Raw genomic sequence first — 13,795 nt, 5'->3', positions numbered from 1 at the left:
ATACCGTCATGGACAGCGACGCGCTATTGCTCGCACGAATACAGTTCGGCTTCACCATCTCGTTTCACATCGTCTTTCCCGCCATCACCATTGGGCTGGCCAGCTACCTGGCCGTGCTCGAGGGAATCTGGCTGCGGACCGGCAAGACGGTCTACCGGGATCTTTATCACTTCTGGACCAAGATCTTTGCCGTCAATTTCGGCATGGGGGTCGTGTCGGGCCTGGTCATGGCCTATCAGTTCGGCACCAATTGGAGCTTTTTCTCCGACTTCGCGGGCAGCGTCACCGGGCCGCTGCTGGCCTACGAGGTGCTGACCGCGTTCTTCCTGGAAGCCGGCTTTCTGGGTGTGATGCTGTTCGGCTGGTCGCGCGTGGGGCCGGGGCTGCACTTTTTCTCGACCATCATGGTGGCGCTGGGCACCCTGGTGTCCGCGACCTGGATTCTTGCCTCCAACAGCTGGATGCAAACGCCCGCCGGATACGAGATCCTGGACGGGCGCGTGGTGCCCACCGACTGGCTGGCCGTGATCTTCAACCCGTCATTTCCCTACCGCCTGGCGCACATGGGCATTGCGGCGTTCCTGGCCACCGCGCTGATGGTCGGGGCGTCCGGTGCCTGGCATCTGCTGCGCGGGGACCGCAGCCCGGCCGTGAAGAAGATGTTTGCGATGGCGATGGGCATGCTGCTGCTGGTGGCGCCGCTGCAGGCCGTGGTGGGCGACTTTCATGGCTTGAACACGCTCAAGCACCAACCCGCCAAGATCGCCGCCATCGAAGGTCACTGGGAGAACGAGCCCGGCGCGGGCGTGCCGCTGACGCTCTTCGGCATCCCCGACATGGCGCGCGAGGAAACGCGATATGCGCTGAACATCCCGCGGCTGGGCAGCCTGATCCTCACGCACAGTTGGGACGGCCAGTTTCCGGGCCTGAAGTCCTATCCGCCCGAAGACCGCCCCAATTCCACGGTGGTGTTCTGGTCGTTCCGCATCATGGCGGGCCTGGGCCTGCTGATGATCGGCCTGGCGGCGTGGGCGCTATGGGCGCGCTGGCGCCGCCGCCTGTACGAAGCGCGCTGGCTGCATCGCTTCGCCTTGTGGATGGGGCCTTCGGGCATCGTCGCCATGCTGGCCGGCTGGTATGTCACCGAGATCGGCCGCCAGCCCTGGATCGTGTATGGCGTCATGCGCACCGCCGACGCCGCCACGCCGCATGGACTGGGCGAGCTGACGCTGACGCTGGCGCTGTTTGTGGTCGTCTACCTGTTCGTGTTTGGCGCGGGCGTCTCGTACATGCTGCGCCTCATCCGCATGGGCCCCACTCCCGCGCCTGGCCACGCGCCGTTGTCCGGCGGACCCGGCGAGCCGCGCCAGCCTTCGCGGCCGCTGTCGGGGGCCTCTACCCTCGCGGGCGTCTCGCCCGCGCAACCCAAGCATTCCGGAGCCTGACGCCATGGGTGTGGATCTTGCATTGATATGGGCCGTCGTCATTCTGTTCGGCGTGATGATGTACGTCATCATGGATGGCTTTGACCTGGGCATCGGCATCCTCTTTCCGCTGGTGACCGACCCGGAGGAACGCGACGCGATGGTCAACACCGTCGCCCCCGTCTGGGACGGCAACGAGACCTGGCTGGTGCTGGGCGGCGCGGGCCTGATGGCGGCGTTTCCGCTGGCCTACTCGGTGATTCTGAGCGCGCTGCACCTGCCGCTGGTGTTCATGCTGCTGGGCCTGATTTTCCGCGGCGTGGCTTTCGAGTTCCGCTTCAAGGCCGACGCGCATCACCGCCCGCTGTGGGACAAGGCCTTCGTCCTGGGCTCCGTGTGCGCCACGTTCTTCCAGGGCGTCACCCTGGGCGCGTATATCGAAGGCATTCCGGTGGTGGGGCGCGCGTACAGCGGCGGCCCGTGGGATTGGATCAGCCCGTTCTCTGTCTTCACCGGCGCTGGGCTGGTGGCGGCTTACGCGCTCCTGGGCTGCACCTGGCTCATCATGAAGACCGAAGGCCGCCTGCACCGCCACATGTGCCGCCTGGCGCGGCCGCTGACGCTGGCGCTGCTGGCGGTCATCGCCGTGCTGAGCGCGTGGACGCCGTTGGCGCAGCCGATCATCGCGCAGCGCTGGTTCAGCCTGCCCAACATGTTCTGGTTCTTCCCGGTGCCGTTGCTGGTGGCCGCCGCGGGCTTTGAACTGATGCGCCGCGTCAAAGGTGCGCCGGCGGCCGGCCCGTTCGTGCTGTCGCTGGCGCTGGTGTTTCTGGGCTACAGCGGCCTGGGCATCAGCATCTGGCCGGCCATCATTCCGCCCGGCGTGTCCATCTGGGCGGCGTCCGCGCCGCCGCAGAGCCAGGGTTTCGCGTTGGTCGGCGCCCTGGCGATCATTCCGATTATTCTCATGTACACCGCCTGGTCGTATTACGTCTTTCGCGGCAAGGTGCGCACTGGCGAGGCCTTTCACTGATGAACGCATCCCCCTCTTCCTCGTGGCGCTCGCGCCTGCTGTGGCTGGCGATGATCTGGGCGTGCAGCGTCGCGGCGCTGGGCGCGGCGGCGGGCGCGCTGCGGCTTGTCATGCGCGCGATCGGCATGTCGGCCTGAACCTGCCTCACGCATCCAGATGCCGCCATGAAGCGCTATGAACGCCTGACCGAAGAAATCACCGCCTCGATCCTGTCCGGCCTGCTGCAGGTGGGCGACCGCCTGCCTTCGGTGCGGCAGACCAGCGCCAGCCGCGGCGTCAGTCCGTCCACCGTGTTCAAGGCGTACTACCTGCTGGAAGCACGCGGCCTCATCCGCGCGCGTGACCGGTCGGGCTATTACGTGCAGCGCGCGCCGCGCGCCGCGTTGCCCGAGCTGGACAGCGTGTCCAGCGCCACCGCGGGCCGCCATCCGGTGGACGTCAGCGACAACGTGCTGCGCGTGCTGAACGCCACGCTGCGCCGCGACATGCTGCCGTTTGGCTCGGCGTTTCCCAGTCCGTCCTTGCTGCCGTACAGCCGGCTGGCACGCTTCATGGCGGCGACGGTGCAGAAGCTGGATCCGTGGGCGTCCATCGATGACTTGAGCCCCGGCGACGCGGCGCTGCGGCGCGCCATCGCGCTGCGCTACCTGGCCGATGGCCTGACCGTGCCCGTGGACGAGATCATCGTCACGAACGGCGCGCTGGACGCGCTGAACCTGAGCCTGGCGGCGGTGACCCGCCCCGGCGATGCCGTGATCGTGGAGTCCCCCACTTTCTATGCCGCGCTGCAATCGCTGGAACGCAACGGCCTGCATGCCATCGAGGTGGCGACGCATCCGCGCGTGGGCATCGATCTGGACGCCCTGGAGGACGCCATTCTGCAGCACCGCCCGCGCGCCTGCTGGCTGATGACGACGTTCCAGAATCCGCTGGGCAGCCTGATGCCCGACGAGAAAAAGGAAGCGCTGGTCAAGCTGTTGACGCGCCATGACGTGGCGCTGATCGAAGACGATGTGTACGGCGAACTCTATTTCGGCGAGTCCCGCCCACGGCCCGCGAAGGCATTCGACACCGAAGGCATCGTCATGCACTGCGCGTCGTTTTCGAAGACCCTGGCGCCGGGGTATCGCGTCGGCTGGGTGGCGGGCGGGCGTTACACGCGCCAGATCATGCGCAACAAGCTGACCACCAGCCTTGCCACCCCTGCCCCCACGCAGGCGGCCATTGCGGCCTATCTGGAAAAAGGCGGGTTCGATCGCCACCTGCGGCAGTTCCGGCAGGCGCTGGCGCTGCAACAGGGCGAACTGCTGCAAGCGGTGGCGCGCTACTTCCCGAAGGGCACGCGCGCCACGCGGCCGGCCGGCGGCTACTTCGTCTGGGTGGAATTGCCCGCGCACATCGACACGCTGAAGGTGCACCGCGCCGCGCTGGACCAGGGCATCAGCATTGCGCCGGGGCCGCTGTTTTCCGCGACGGGCGGGTTTGGCAACTTCCTGCGCCTGAACCACGGCCATCCGTGGAACGACGGCATGGAACAAGGGATGGCGACATTGGGCAAGCTGCTGGCCGGCTGACGGCGGCCGTTCTTTCAGCGTTCCGGCGCCTTGCGCGCCGCCTGCATCTGCGCCCGCAACGCGATCGCGTCCGGCCGCATGGGCAGCGCCAGCCGCCCCTGGCGGTCGATGGCGCCCCATACTCCGCCCGTCACGAAACTGTGTTCGCCGTCGCGCGTGCGCTCGATGCGGCAGCCCTTGCATACCGCGGCCAGGCCGCCTTCGAAGCGGTCGACCCAATCGTAGGGCGTGGCCAGCACGCGGTTGAGCTGCTTGTCGTAGTAGGCCATGCCGCCGGCCCACGGTCCGCGCGTGAGGCCTTCCTCGAAGTCGTCGGCGCTGTTGTCGAACGTGAGCACGGCCACGGCGCGTCCGTCGGGCCGCACCCAGTGCCACGAGCCGTTGGCCGTCGCGGGCGACAGGCCATCGTCGCCAAAATCCATGCGCGCCAGCACGGCGGGCCGGAACTCGACGCTGTCCTTCGTGGCGCGGGCGCAGTGCTCGACGTGTTCCAGCGAGCCTTGCGCCTGCCTGTCCGCAAAGAAGCACGCGAGGTCGTATTCAACGGCATGGCCCGGGGTGAGGGCCAGCGAGGTGAGCAGGGCGGCGATCAGCATGCGGGGCATCCTAGCATGGCGCCCGCGTGCCGATCGGCATGCTCGTCGTCCAGAAAAAGGCGGCCCGCGGGGACCGCCCCTGCCCTTCAGTTGGCCGTGGCGCCCGAATCCTTGACCGCCTTGGCCCAGGCCGCCATCTCGGTCTGGATGAACTTGCCGAATTCAGCCGTGTTCACGCCGGAGGCGCGCGCGCCCTCCTCCATCAACCGCTGCTTGACCTCGGGCGCCGCCAGCGCGCCGGTCAGCGCCTGGTTCAGCCGCGCCACCACCGCGTCCGGCGTGCCGGCCGGCGCGACGATGCCGTGCCAGGACACCGCCTGGAAGCCGGGCAGGCCGGACTCGGCCATCGTCGGCACGTCGGGCATCGCGGACGAGCGCTCGGGCGAGGTCACGGCCAGGGCGCGCAGCGAGCCCGCCTTCACGTGCGGCAGCACGCCCGGAATGGTGGTGAACATGAAATCGATCTGGCCGCCGATGAGATCGGTGATGGCGGGACTGCCGCCCTTGTAGGGCACGTGCGTGAACTGCAACTTGGCTTCGCTCTTGAACATCTCGCCCGCCAGGTGTCCCGGCGTGCCGGCGCCTGCCGAGCCCATGTTGGTCTTGTCGCCTTGCGAACGGATGAAGGCGATGAGTTCCTGCACGTTGCCGGCCTTGACGTTGGGACCGACGACCAGCACGTTGGGCACGGTGGCCAGCAGCGTGACGGGCGTGAAGTCCTTGACCGCGTCATAGGAAATGCGCGAATAGAGCGACGGGTTGATGCCGTGCGTGCTGGCGGTGGCCAGCAGCAGCGTGTAGCCGTCCGGCGCGGACGAGGCCACCTGCTTGGCGGCGATGGTGCCGTTGGCGCCGCCCTTGTTGTCGATCACGATGGTCTGGCCCAGCGTCTTGGCGGCTTCGGCGGCGACGGTGCGCGCCAGAATGTCGGACGTGCCGCCGGCCGAATGGGGCACGACCAGCGTGATCGGCTTGGCGGGATAGGTTTGCGCCATCGCCGCAGGCAGGGCGGGCGTCAGACAGGCGGCCAGCGCGCAGCGCGCCAGCAAACGAGTGCGGAACATTGATGTCTCCAGGGTTGTGGCCGGCTGCGGCGCCTCGTGCGGGCGCCGTCAGGCCGGCGATAAGGCCGGTCCGGTCAGTCCGAACCGAGCTGCAGCTTGTTCGGCTGGCGTCTCTCGATGGACCACTTCAAGAGGGCCGCCGAGCGGTAGATGCCATGCGCGAACTTGCCGTAGGGCAAGGTCAGGAACAGCGCCATCACGACGCCCAGGTGGATCGCCAGCAGCAGCGCCATTGCGCTGCCGTCGCGGCCGGCCAAGAGCGCCAGGCCCGTCGCGCTGGTCAGGAACAGCAGCACGATGAAGCCACGGTCCATCGGCTTTTGCGCCGCGTCGCCCTGCAGCGGATGACGCTTGACGTTCAGCCACAGCAACCCGGCCGGCCCGATCAGAAGGCCAATGCCGCCCGCGGTGCCCAGCAGCACGGGCGCGCTCAGGATCGGATACGGCGCCTGCTGGCCCAGCAGATAGTGGTACAGCGTGGCGACACAGGTAGCCGCAAAGCACAGCATGAAACCGTAGAACGTGAAATGGTGGAACCGCCGGCGCCACAGCGTGAAGGCATCGTCGGCGTTGTTGCAGCCCTTGCCGTGGCCGCCGTCCAGATAACGCAGCCGCAGCGCGTCGTGCGCCGCCTCGGCCACCGCCGCACCGGAGGCCGCCCCCGGGCTGACGTTGCGCCAGAAGCGGGTCACCCCCACCGCCAGCGCCAGCATCGAAAAGCCGAACACCACGCCGAACATCAGCGCCAGCGTGTTGTGCGGGAAGACGGCGTAGAAGTTGCCGGCCATCGGTTCATGGAAAAGGCCGCCCGTCATCACCACCGCCAGCACCAGGAACAGCGCCAGGCCTGCCGCCGTGGCCAACGACAGCGCCAGGCCATTGCGCTTGTACAGCGTGCCCAGCGCGGCGGGCCACGCGTAATCGGTGTACGTCTGCATCCGCACCTTGGCCATGGCCTGCGGCACGTTGACGGCGAATTCGTGCGGCGGCGCGTACTGGCACGCGTGCAGACAGGCGCCGCAGTTGTGGCACAGGTTGGCCAGGTAGTTCAGGTCCGCCTTGCCGAATTCCAGGCGGCGGGTCATGGCGGGAAACACCGCGCAGAAGCCTTCGCAGTAACGGCAGGCGTTGCAGATCTGCATGACGCGCGCCACTTCGGTTTCGTCGCCGGTCAGCGTTTCGGTCAGCGGCTTGGCGCCCTGGGCATGAAAGCGCACCGGCTGCTCGGCCGGGGCCCCGGGCTGGACGGGCGTTGAACCCGTCTGACTGCTGGAAAAGGACTGCGCCTCGCGGGCCAGGGCTTCAAGCTGCTTCATGGTGTGCTCCCGCATGTTTCTGGCTAAGCGCCGCCGCCGCGGCGCGGGTGCCGGCAATGCGGCCAAATGCCGTGCCGATGGACATGCCCACCCCGGCGGTATAGCCCTTGCCCAGCACGTTGCCGGCCATCATTTCGCCGGCGACAAAGAGGTTGTCGCTGGGCGTGTCGTTGAACCGGACCGCGGCGGTGTCGTCCACCTTCAGGCCCAGGTACGTAAAGGTGATGCCGGGACGCAGCGCATAGCCGTAGAACGGCGCGGTGTCGATCGGCCGCGCCCAGTGCGTTTTGGCGGGCGTCACGCCTTCGGTATGGCAATCGTCCAGCGCCGTGTGGTCGAACTTGCCCACGCGGCAGGCGGCGTTGTAGTCGCCGACGGTCTTGGCGAAGGTGGCCGGATCCAGACCCAGCTTTTCGGCCAGTTCGGGCAGCGTGTCGGCTTTCACACCCGGGAACACGGGCGGCATGAAGCGGCCGATCGCCTTGGCATCGATGATGGAATAGGCGATCTGCCCGGGCTGCATGGCGGTCAGGCGGCCCCAGATCGCGTAGCGCTTGGGCCAGAAGTCCTCGCCTTCGTCATAGAAGCGCTCGGCGTCGCGGTTGACGACCACGCCCAGCGACACGCAGTCGATGCGCGTGCAGATGCCGCCGTCGTACAGCGGCGCGCGGGCGTCGATGGCCACGCAGTGCGATTGCGAGGGGTCGCCGATGCCGTCGGCGCCGGCGTCCAGCATGAACTTGAGCAGCACGCCCATGTTGAAGCGCGTGCCGCGGATCAGGAAGTTGTCGGCCGGCCACTCGCCGCGCTCGTTCTGGCCCCAGGCCTCGCGCAGCCATTGCCGGTTGGACTCGAAGCCGCCCGCGGCCAGCACACAGGCGCGGGCCTCGATGCGTTCGGCGCCGATGCGCGCGGCCACGAAGCGGCCGTTGTCCAGCTCCAGCGAATCGACCGGCGCGTTGTAGCGGACCTGTACGCCCAGCGCTTCGGCGCTGCGGTAATAGGCATTGACCAGCGCCTTGCCCCCGCCCATGAAGAAAGCATTGGTGCGGGCCACGTGCAGCGCGCCCGACAGCGGCGGCTGGAAGTTCACGCCGTGGCGGCGCATCCAGTCGCGGCAGGTGGAGGATTCGCGGATGACCAGCCGCGCCAGGTGTTCGTTGGTCTGCCCGCCCGTCACCTTGAGCAGGTCCTGCCAGTATTCTTCTTCGGGATACGCGTCGACCAGCACGTCCTGCGGCGCATCGTGCATGCAGCGCAGGTTGCGGGTGTGCTGTGAATTTCCGCCCCGCCATTCCTTTGGCGCCGCTTCCAGCAGCAGCACGCTGGCGCCGGCTTCGCGCGCCATCAGGGCCGCGCACAGCGCCGCATTGCCCCCACCAATCACCAAGACGTCAACCATGCCATCTTCCCCAGTTCAAGGGGCAGACTCTACGCAGCGGCGCGCCGCTGCGATATCAGGCAGGCGTCAACGGGTGTTCACGATTCGTGAAGGGTCACCACCGCCCATTTGCCTTCCCGCGCCAGGGTGCGGGAGACATCGGCCATGACCAGACGGGCGGCCAGCGCCGCGGGCGACAGTTCCTCGTCCGACAGGCTGGCGAGCAGGTTGGAGCGAAACAGATGGGCATCGTCGATGCGCGCCATCTGCAACTGGCCGGGCGCGATCCGCGCGGTGGCCGAGCTGGGCTGGATCGTGGCCGCGCCGCCCTGCTGCACCACGTCCATGAGCAGCGACAGGCCGTCGACCTCGGCCACCACCCGCGGCGTGCGCCCCAATTGCTGAAACGCGTTGTTCACCAGCGCCCGCAGGCCGTGGCGGCCGCTGGGCAGCACCAGAGGCAGGTCGGCAATCGCCTCCAGCCGCGTCGTGTCGCCAAACGGCACGCCGGGCATGTCTGGCCGGGCGAACAGGAACAGGGGTTCGTCCAGCAGCGGCATCACGCTCCAGCGGCGCGCGGATTCGGCGTGGAACACGATGGCCAGGTCCAGCAGGCGGCCGTTGAGCATGTCGGTCAGATGCCCGGACAGCGCCTCGACCAGGTGCAGCCGGATATCGGGGTAGCGCTCGTTCATGGCCTTCAGGAAGGGCGCCCCCAGCACCGCGGCCGTGGTGGACGGCAGGCCGACGCTGACGTGGCCCGCCAGCCGCGCCTGCTGGGCCGCCTGGACGGCGTCGTCGGCATGGCGCAGGGCCAGTTGCGCCTGCCGGAAGAAAGCCAGCCCCGCGTCCGTGGGCACGACGCCGCTGGCGCTGCGCTGCAACAGGCGCGTGGACAGCTCGCTTTCAAGGCGGCTGATCTGCTGGCTGAGCGCCGAGGTGACCATGCCGATCGACATGGCCGCCCGGCCGATGCTGCCTGCCTCGACCACCCGCACAAAGTAACGAAGCTGGCGCAGTTCCATGGGTCAGCCCGGGATGGTCAGTCCCTTGGCGACGGCCGGGCGCGCGACGAACGCGTCCAGCACGCGCGCGACGTTCTTGAACGACGAAAAGCCGACGAGATCGCCGGCGTCGTAGAAGCCCACCAGGTTACGCACCCAGGGAAAGATCGCGATGTCGGCAATGGTGTATTGGTCTCCCATCACCCAGTCGCGCCCTTGCAGACGCTGGTCCAGCACCGTCAGCAGGCGCTTGGACTCGTCGACGTACCGGTCGCGCGGCCGCTTGTCCTCGTAGTCCTTGCCCGCGAACCGATGGAAAAAGCCCAGCTGGCCGAACATCGGTCCGATGCCGCCCATCTGGAACATCACCCATTGCAGCGTCTCAAACCGTCCGGCCGTATCTGCCGGAATGAACTGGCCGGCCTTGCTGGCCAGGTAAACCAGGATCGCGCCGGACTCGAACAGGCCCAGCGGCTTGCCGTCCGGCCCGTTCGGGTCAAGGATGGCCGGGATCTTGTTGTTCGGGCTGAGCGACAGGAACTCGGGCGTGAACTGATCCTTGGTATCGAAGGCGACACGGTGGACCTCGTAGGGCAGACCCGTCTCTTCCAGCATGATCGACGCCTTCACGCCGTTGGGCGTCGGCAGCGAATAAAGCTGGATGCGGTCGGGGTGCTGGGCGGGCCACTTCTTGGTGATGGCAAAGTCGTCTAGGGAGGACATGCGGGGTTTCTCCGGGGCAGGCGGGGTTGGGTGACGACAATCCTAGCGCAAAACCCGGTGCAATCCCCACCGCAGCGCGGTTGCCGCCACCGCAATGGGCAGCACCATGGGCCATTGCGCCAGGAACAGCTCGCGTGTCGCCTCGCCGGGCGCCCAGGTGTTGCCAAACACCTGCGGCGACGGCGGCGCCAGATACAGGGCAACGAGGGCCGCGGCAAAGGTCGCCAGCAGGCGCCAGGGCGTGGATCGCCGCAGCCGGGCCGGGCGCTCGGCCACGATCAGCACGATGACGCCCGCCAGCCCGGCCAGGACGGCCTCGGCGTAGAAGTCGCGCACGCCGTAGAGGTAAGGCGCGACGGGGACGACCCAGCCATAGGCGCCGGTCGTCAGCACGGAGGTCAGGCAAGCGCCGAACAGCGCGGCGGCGAAGGACAGGAGAAGCAGGTCGAGGGTTCGCGCTAGGAGTTTGGACATGAGCGGATGGCAGCAAGGACGTGGCGGGAGAATGCCATACGTTCCTGCCGAGCGCTGGGCGGGGCGGGCAACGGGTTTGTGATGCACAATCCGCCTCGCGCCCGCAAGGCGGCGCCCTGCCCCGCAGGTCACCCCATACCGCCGTGGCGCCCGCCGCGCCCGGCGCCACTGGCAGTCTCCATGAAGCACCCGCAGCAACGTTCCGGACAACCCGCCACTTTCCATCGCCGCCTCATCCCGGCCCGCGCAGATTGGCGCATAGGGGCCGCTGCGTCATGCCTGGCCGCCGCAGCGTGGCTGACCGGTCCGGCCGCGCACGCCGCGGGCCAGGACACCGCGCAAGCAGTGTCTGACACCCCTGCGGCGCCGGCGGCTGACACCCTGCGCACTACGCGCAGCCTGACGCTGACACTGTGGGATGGCAAGCGCGCCGCCCCCGCGCCCAACACGCCGTACCGCGCCTTCGTCACCGGCAAGGACGACGCCATCCTCGAGACGCCTTCCGGCGACGGCATCCTGCACGGCGTCACCGATGGCGAGGGACGCACGGCGCCGATCCGGACGACGCTGCCGCACGCGGAGGACGACTTCACCCTGATCCGCCGCATCGGCGATGGCCCGTGGGGCCACTTCTTTCAGTTGCACAGCAGCGGCTCGCCCGAGCCCTTGCCCGGCTGGCCGTACATCATGACCATGCGCCAGCGCTGGGGCGAAGCCTGGGTGGACCTGGGCTACACCAACCGCCAGGGCGCGACGGCCTACTTCAGCCACGACGTGCCGGCCGGTGCGATCTCGCTGCACATCGACGCGCAGGTCACGCGCGACGGGCCGTGCTTTGCCGAGCTGGACGCCGTCAACCGCGCGTTCGCCCGGAACGACACCGACGGCGCCCGCGCCCTGATCGACGGCATGCGCTGCACCCGCAGCGCCGACCAGAAGCTGGACCTGGCGCGGCTGCTGCTGGCCGCCGGCCAGCCCGGCCTGGCGCGCCATTGGCTGCTGCAGGCACGCCAGCGGCCATTTCCGGACATGTTCAAGCCCGTCGACCCCGGCGAGCGGCGCAAGCGGCTGGAAGTGGCGCGCCTGCTGGGGATGCCGGATCTGGTGTTGCAGGAGTCGAACGTCCTGCAGGACCTCGCGCCCGGAAAACGCGGCGCGCGTGCCGCCGGCGCAGTGGACCTGGCAAACAACACGGCCTACTACCTGGCGGATTTCCCGGACTACCTGCCGCAAGCCGAGGAGCAGGCCCGCCGCTCGCTCGACCGCGTCGGCCCGCGTCCGTACAACCAGGGCACGCTGGGGTGGATCCTGGCCCTGCGCGGCCAGACCGCCGAAGGCCTGCGCCTGATGCACACGGCGTACCGCGACCTGCCGCGCGACGAGGAGATGGTGGCCGACTACGGCCTCGCGCTATGGCGTAGCGGGCAACGGGACCAAGCCACGCAGCTGTGGGACGAGGCGCAGCGCGAATGCGTGTGGGGCGTGCGCATGCACGCCGCCTTGCGGGAGGCGGGATACCCGCACCCCTACTTTCAGCCCGCGGATTCCGATGCGGTGAACGACTATCGCGCGCGCTGCGCGAAACCGCGGATCAAGGCGAAGACGGCAGGCCTATAATCCGCCCATACGCTGCGAGTAACGCGCCTGCTGAGGGGCAGTCGCAGGAGACCTTTATGAAATCCTTCCCGACGCGCCTGCTTGCTCTGCTTGCCGCCGCACTGCTCCTGGCCGGCTGCGGCGCCGGCCCCGGCGGACCGCCCCACCCCGGCGCGGTCAATCCCTACAGCACCGGCGGCTTCCGTGACGCGGGGCCCAACTATCCCGATACCGGCCGTTGACGCCGCCGCACCCGCCCGGCGTGCAGGGCACCTTGCCGCCGCCGTGACGGCCAGAACCGCATAACAGCTTTGCGCCTGCGGGCCCCTCCCGCGGCGCCCGCCAACTCCTAGACTGCCTGCACATACCGCAGTCAAGGAGAAGGCTTTGCAGCCGCTGTTATCGAATCTCAAAGTGCTGGACCTGAGCCGCATCCTGGCCGGTCCTTGGGCCAGCCAGATCCTGGCCGACCTGGGCGCTGACGTCATCAAGGTCGAGCGGCCAGGCCAGGGCGACGACACGCGCACCTGGGGCCCGCCGTTCCTGAAGGATGAAGACGGCCAGGACACCCGGGACGGCGCCTATTTCATTGCCACCAACCGCGGCAAGCGCTCCATCACGCTGGACCTGCAGACGCCCGAAGGCCAGGCGCTGGTCAAGGACCTGTGCCGCGACGCGGACGTGGTGCTGGAGAACTACAAGGTCGGCACGCTGGCGCGCATGGGGCTGGACTACGAGTCGCTGTCCAAGATCAATCCGCGCCTGGTGTATTGCTCGGTCACCGGCTTCGGCCAGACCGGACCGCGCGCCGCCGAACCCGCGTACGACTTCCTGATCCAGGCGATGGGCGGCCTGATGAGCGTCACGGGCGAACGCGACGACCGGCCCGGCGGCGGCCCCCAGAAGGTGGGCGTGCCGATCGTGGACCTGACCACCGGCGTGTACGCCGCGCTGGGCATCGTGGCCGCGCTGTTGCGCCGCGCGCAGACCGGCAAGGGCGAGTACATCGACGTCGCCATGCTGGACGTGCAGGTGGGCCTGCTGGCCAACCAGGCGATGAACTTCCTGCTGGGCAACAAGGTGCCGCGCCGTACCGGCACCGCGCACCCGAACATCCAGCCGCAGCGCACGTTCGCCTGCGCCGACGGCGACATCGTCATCGTGGTGGGCAACGACGGGCAGTTCGTCACGCTGTGCGAGATGCTGGGCAAGCCCGAACTGGCGCAAGACCCGCGCTACATCACCAACAGCCAGCGCGTGCGCAATCAGGACACGCTCGATCCCGTGCTGGACGCCATCTTCGCCAGCCAACCACGAGCCCATTGGCTGGCCGCGCTGAAAAAGGCGGGCGTGCCGGCCGGGTCAATCAATACCGTGCCCGAAGTCTTCGAAGACCCGCAGGTCGTGCACCGCGGCATGCTGCGGCGCCTGCCGCATCCGGCCGCCGGCTCGGTGCCGCAGGTGATGAACCCGCTGCGATTCGGCAGCTCGGCCCTGCGCGCCGATGCCGCGCCGCCGCTGCTGGGCCAGCACACCGCCGACGTGCTGGCCGAACTGGGCCTGTCCGCCGAGCAGATCCAGGACTATCGCGACCGCAAGATCATCTGAAC

14 protein-coding genes are annotated in these 13,795 nt (G+C 68.4%); 7 read left to right on the top strand and 7 right to left on the bottom strand.

Features of this window, described 5'->3' with window-relative positions:
* Window positions 1–8: 8 nt before the first annotated feature.
* The 4 genes from HV786_RS01325 to HV786_RS01310 are packed head-to-tail and all read left to right on the top strand — an operon-like array spanning window position 9 to window position 4,031.
* Window positions 9–1,445, top strand: a complete 1,437-nt coding sequence (locus HV786_RS01325) for a cytochrome ubiquinol oxidase subunit I (protein WP_128829045.1) — start codon at window positions 9–11, stop codon at window positions 1,443–1,445.
* Between the two features lie 4 nt (window positions 1,446–1,449).
* Window positions 1,450–2,457 carry a cytochrome d ubiquinol oxidase subunit II gene (gene cydB, locus HV786_RS01320; RefSeq protein WP_128829007.1) on the top strand — a complete coding sequence of 336 codons (1,008 nt, stop codon included), beginning with the start codon at window positions 1,450–1,452 and terminating at the stop codon, window positions 2,455–2,457.
* Window positions 2,457–2,594, top strand: coding sequence for a DUF2474 family protein (locus tag HV786_RS01315; RefSeq protein WP_081259985.1), 138 nt, complete (start codon window positions 2,457–2,459; stop codon window positions 2,592–2,594). Before cydB ends, HV786_RS01315 begins: the two co-directional genes overlap by 1 nt.
* Before the next feature lie 27 nt (window positions 2,595–2,621).
* Window positions 2,622–4,031, top strand: a complete 1,410-nt coding sequence (locus HV786_RS01310) for an aminotransferase-like domain-containing protein (RefSeq protein WP_128829008.1) — start codon at window positions 2,622–2,624, stop codon at window positions 4,029–4,031.
* Window positions 4,032–4,045: 14 nt separating this feature from the next.
* Here HV786_RS01310 and HV786_RS01305 read toward each other — a convergent pair whose 3' ends face one another.
* The 7 genes from HV786_RS01305 to HV786_RS01275 form a co-directional block, all read right to left on the bottom strand.
* A complete protein-coding gene (locus HV786_RS01305; RefSeq protein WP_128829009.1) occupies window positions 4,046–4,627 on the bottom strand; it encodes a WG repeat-containing protein in 582 nt (193 codons plus the stop codon).
* 86 nt (window positions 4,628–4,713) lie between these two features.
* A complete protein-coding gene (locus tag HV786_RS01300; RefSeq protein WP_175209776.1) occupies window positions 4,714–5,691 on the bottom strand; it encodes a Bug family tripartite tricarboxylate transporter substrate binding protein in 978 nt (325 codons plus the stop codon).
* Window positions 5,692–5,765: 74 nt separating this feature from the next.
* Window positions 5,766–7,007 (bottom strand): tricarballylate utilization 4Fe-4S protein TcuB, encoded by a 1,242-nt coding sequence (tcuB, locus tag HV786_RS01295; protein WP_128829010.1) that lies wholly within the window; start codon window positions 7,005–7,007, stop codon window positions 5,766–5,768.
* Window positions 6,994–8,409, bottom strand: coding sequence for an FAD-dependent tricarballylate dehydrogenase TcuA (tcuA, locus tag HV786_RS01290; protein ID WP_128829011.1), 1,416 nt, complete (start codon window positions 8,407–8,409; stop codon window positions 6,994–6,996). Before tcuA ends, tcuB begins: the two co-directional genes overlap by 14 nt.
* Before the next feature lie 77 nt (window positions 8,410–8,486).
* Window positions 8,487–9,413, bottom strand: a complete 927-nt coding sequence (locus HV786_RS01285; RefSeq protein ID WP_128829012.1) for a LysR family transcriptional regulator — start codon at window positions 9,411–9,413, stop codon at window positions 8,487–8,489.
* 3 nt (window positions 9,414–9,416) lie between these two features.
* Window positions 9,417–10,115: a glutathione S-transferase N-terminal domain-containing protein gene (locus tag HV786_RS01280; protein ID WP_128829013.1), complete on the bottom strand. Its 699-nt coding sequence runs from the start codon at window positions 10,113–10,115 to the stop codon at window positions 9,417–9,419.
* Between the two features lie 42 nt (window positions 10,116–10,157).
* Window positions 10,158–10,589 carry a hypothetical protein gene (locus HV786_RS01275; RefSeq protein WP_128829014.1) on the bottom strand — a complete coding sequence of 144 codons (432 nt, stop codon included), beginning with the start codon at window positions 10,587–10,589 and terminating at the stop codon, window positions 10,158–10,160.
* A 345-nt stretch (window positions 10,590–10,934) separates the two neighbouring features.
* Here HV786_RS01275 and HV786_RS01270 point away from each other — a divergent pair, with 345 nt between their 5' ends.
* The 3 genes from HV786_RS01270 to HV786_RS01260 all read left to right on the top strand — a co-directional run bounded on the left by HV786_RS01270 (window position 10,935) and on the right by HV786_RS01260 (window position 13,793).
* Window positions 10,935–12,206, top strand: a complete 1,272-nt coding sequence (locus tag HV786_RS01270) for a hypothetical protein (protein ID WP_254599431.1) — start codon at window positions 10,935–10,937, stop codon at window positions 12,204–12,206.
* A 56-nt stretch (window positions 12,207–12,262) separates the two neighbouring features.
* Window positions 12,263–12,427: a hypothetical protein gene (locus tag HV786_RS01265; protein ID WP_128827555.1), complete on the top strand. Its 165-nt coding sequence runs from the start codon at window positions 12,263–12,265 to the stop codon at window positions 12,425–12,427.
* Window positions 12,428–12,572: 145 nt separating this feature from the next.
* The gene (locus HV786_RS01260; protein WP_175209773.1) at window positions 12,573–13,793 is read left to right on the top strand and encodes a CaiB/BaiF CoA transferase family protein; all 1,221 of its coding nucleotides are present in this window, start codon (window positions 12,573–12,575) and stop codon (window positions 13,791–13,793) included.
* Window positions 13,794–13,795 lie beyond the last annotated feature (2 nt).

Origin of the sequence: Achromobacter mucicolens (assembly GCF_902859725.1) — a bacterium.
Lineage (GTDB): Bacteria > Pseudomonadota > Gammaproteobacteria > Burkholderiales > Burkholderiaceae_B > Achromobacter > Achromobacter mucicolens.
Note: the sequence above shows the minus strand (reverse complement) of the source record. Positions and strands in the feature narration are given on the sequence as shown.

What these genes read in the sequence shown, in the direction of transcription:
- HV786_RS01315 (WP_081259985.1), top strand. Translation starts at nt 2,457, where the DNA reads ATGAACGCATCCCCCTCTTCCTCGTGGCGCTCGCGCCTGCTGTGGCTG.
- HV786_RS01305 (WP_128829009.1), bottom strand. Translation starts at nt 4,627, where the DNA reads ATGCTGATCGCCGCCCTGCTCACCTCGCTGGCCCTCACCCCGGGCCAT.
- HV786_RS01325 (WP_128829045.1), top strand. Translation starts at nt 9, where the DNA reads ATGGACAGCGACGCGCTATTGCTCGCACGAATACAGTTCGGCTTCACC.
- cydB (WP_128829007.1), top strand. Translation starts at nt 1,450, where the DNA reads ATGGGTGTGGATCTTGCATTGATATGGGCCGTCGTCATTCTGTTCGGC.
- HV786_RS01265 (WP_128827555.1), top strand. Translation starts at nt 12,263, where the DNA reads ATGAAATCCTTCCCGACGCGCCTGCTTGCTCTGCTTGCCGCCGCACTG.
- HV786_RS01280 (WP_128829013.1), bottom strand. Translation starts at nt 10,115, where the DNA reads ATGTCCTCCCTAGACGACTTTGCCATCACCAAGAAGTGGCCCGCCCAG.
- tcuB (WP_128829010.1), bottom strand. Translation starts at nt 7,007, where the DNA reads ATGAAGCAGCTTGAAGCCCTGGCCCGCGAGGCGCAGTCCTTTTCCAGC.
- tcuA (WP_128829011.1), bottom strand. Translation starts at nt 8,409, where the DNA reads ATGGTTGACGTCTTGGTGATTGGTGGGGGCAATGCGGCGCTGTGCGCG.
- HV786_RS01285 (WP_128829012.1), bottom strand. Translation starts at nt 9,413, where the DNA reads ATGGAACTGCGCCAGCTTCGTTACTTTGTGCGGGTGGTCGAGGCAGGC.
- HV786_RS01310 (WP_128829008.1), top strand. Translation starts at nt 2,622, where the DNA reads ATGAAGCGCTATGAACGCCTGACCGAAGAAATCACCGCCTCGATCCTG.
- HV786_RS01300 (WP_175209776.1), bottom strand. Translation starts at nt 5,691, where the DNA reads ATGTTCCGCACTCGTTTGCTGGCGCGCTGCGCGCTGGCCGCCTGTCTG.
- HV786_RS01275 (WP_128829014.1), bottom strand. Translation starts at nt 10,589, where the DNA reads ATGTCCAAACTCCTAGCGCGAACCCTCGACCTGCTTCTCCTGTCCTTC.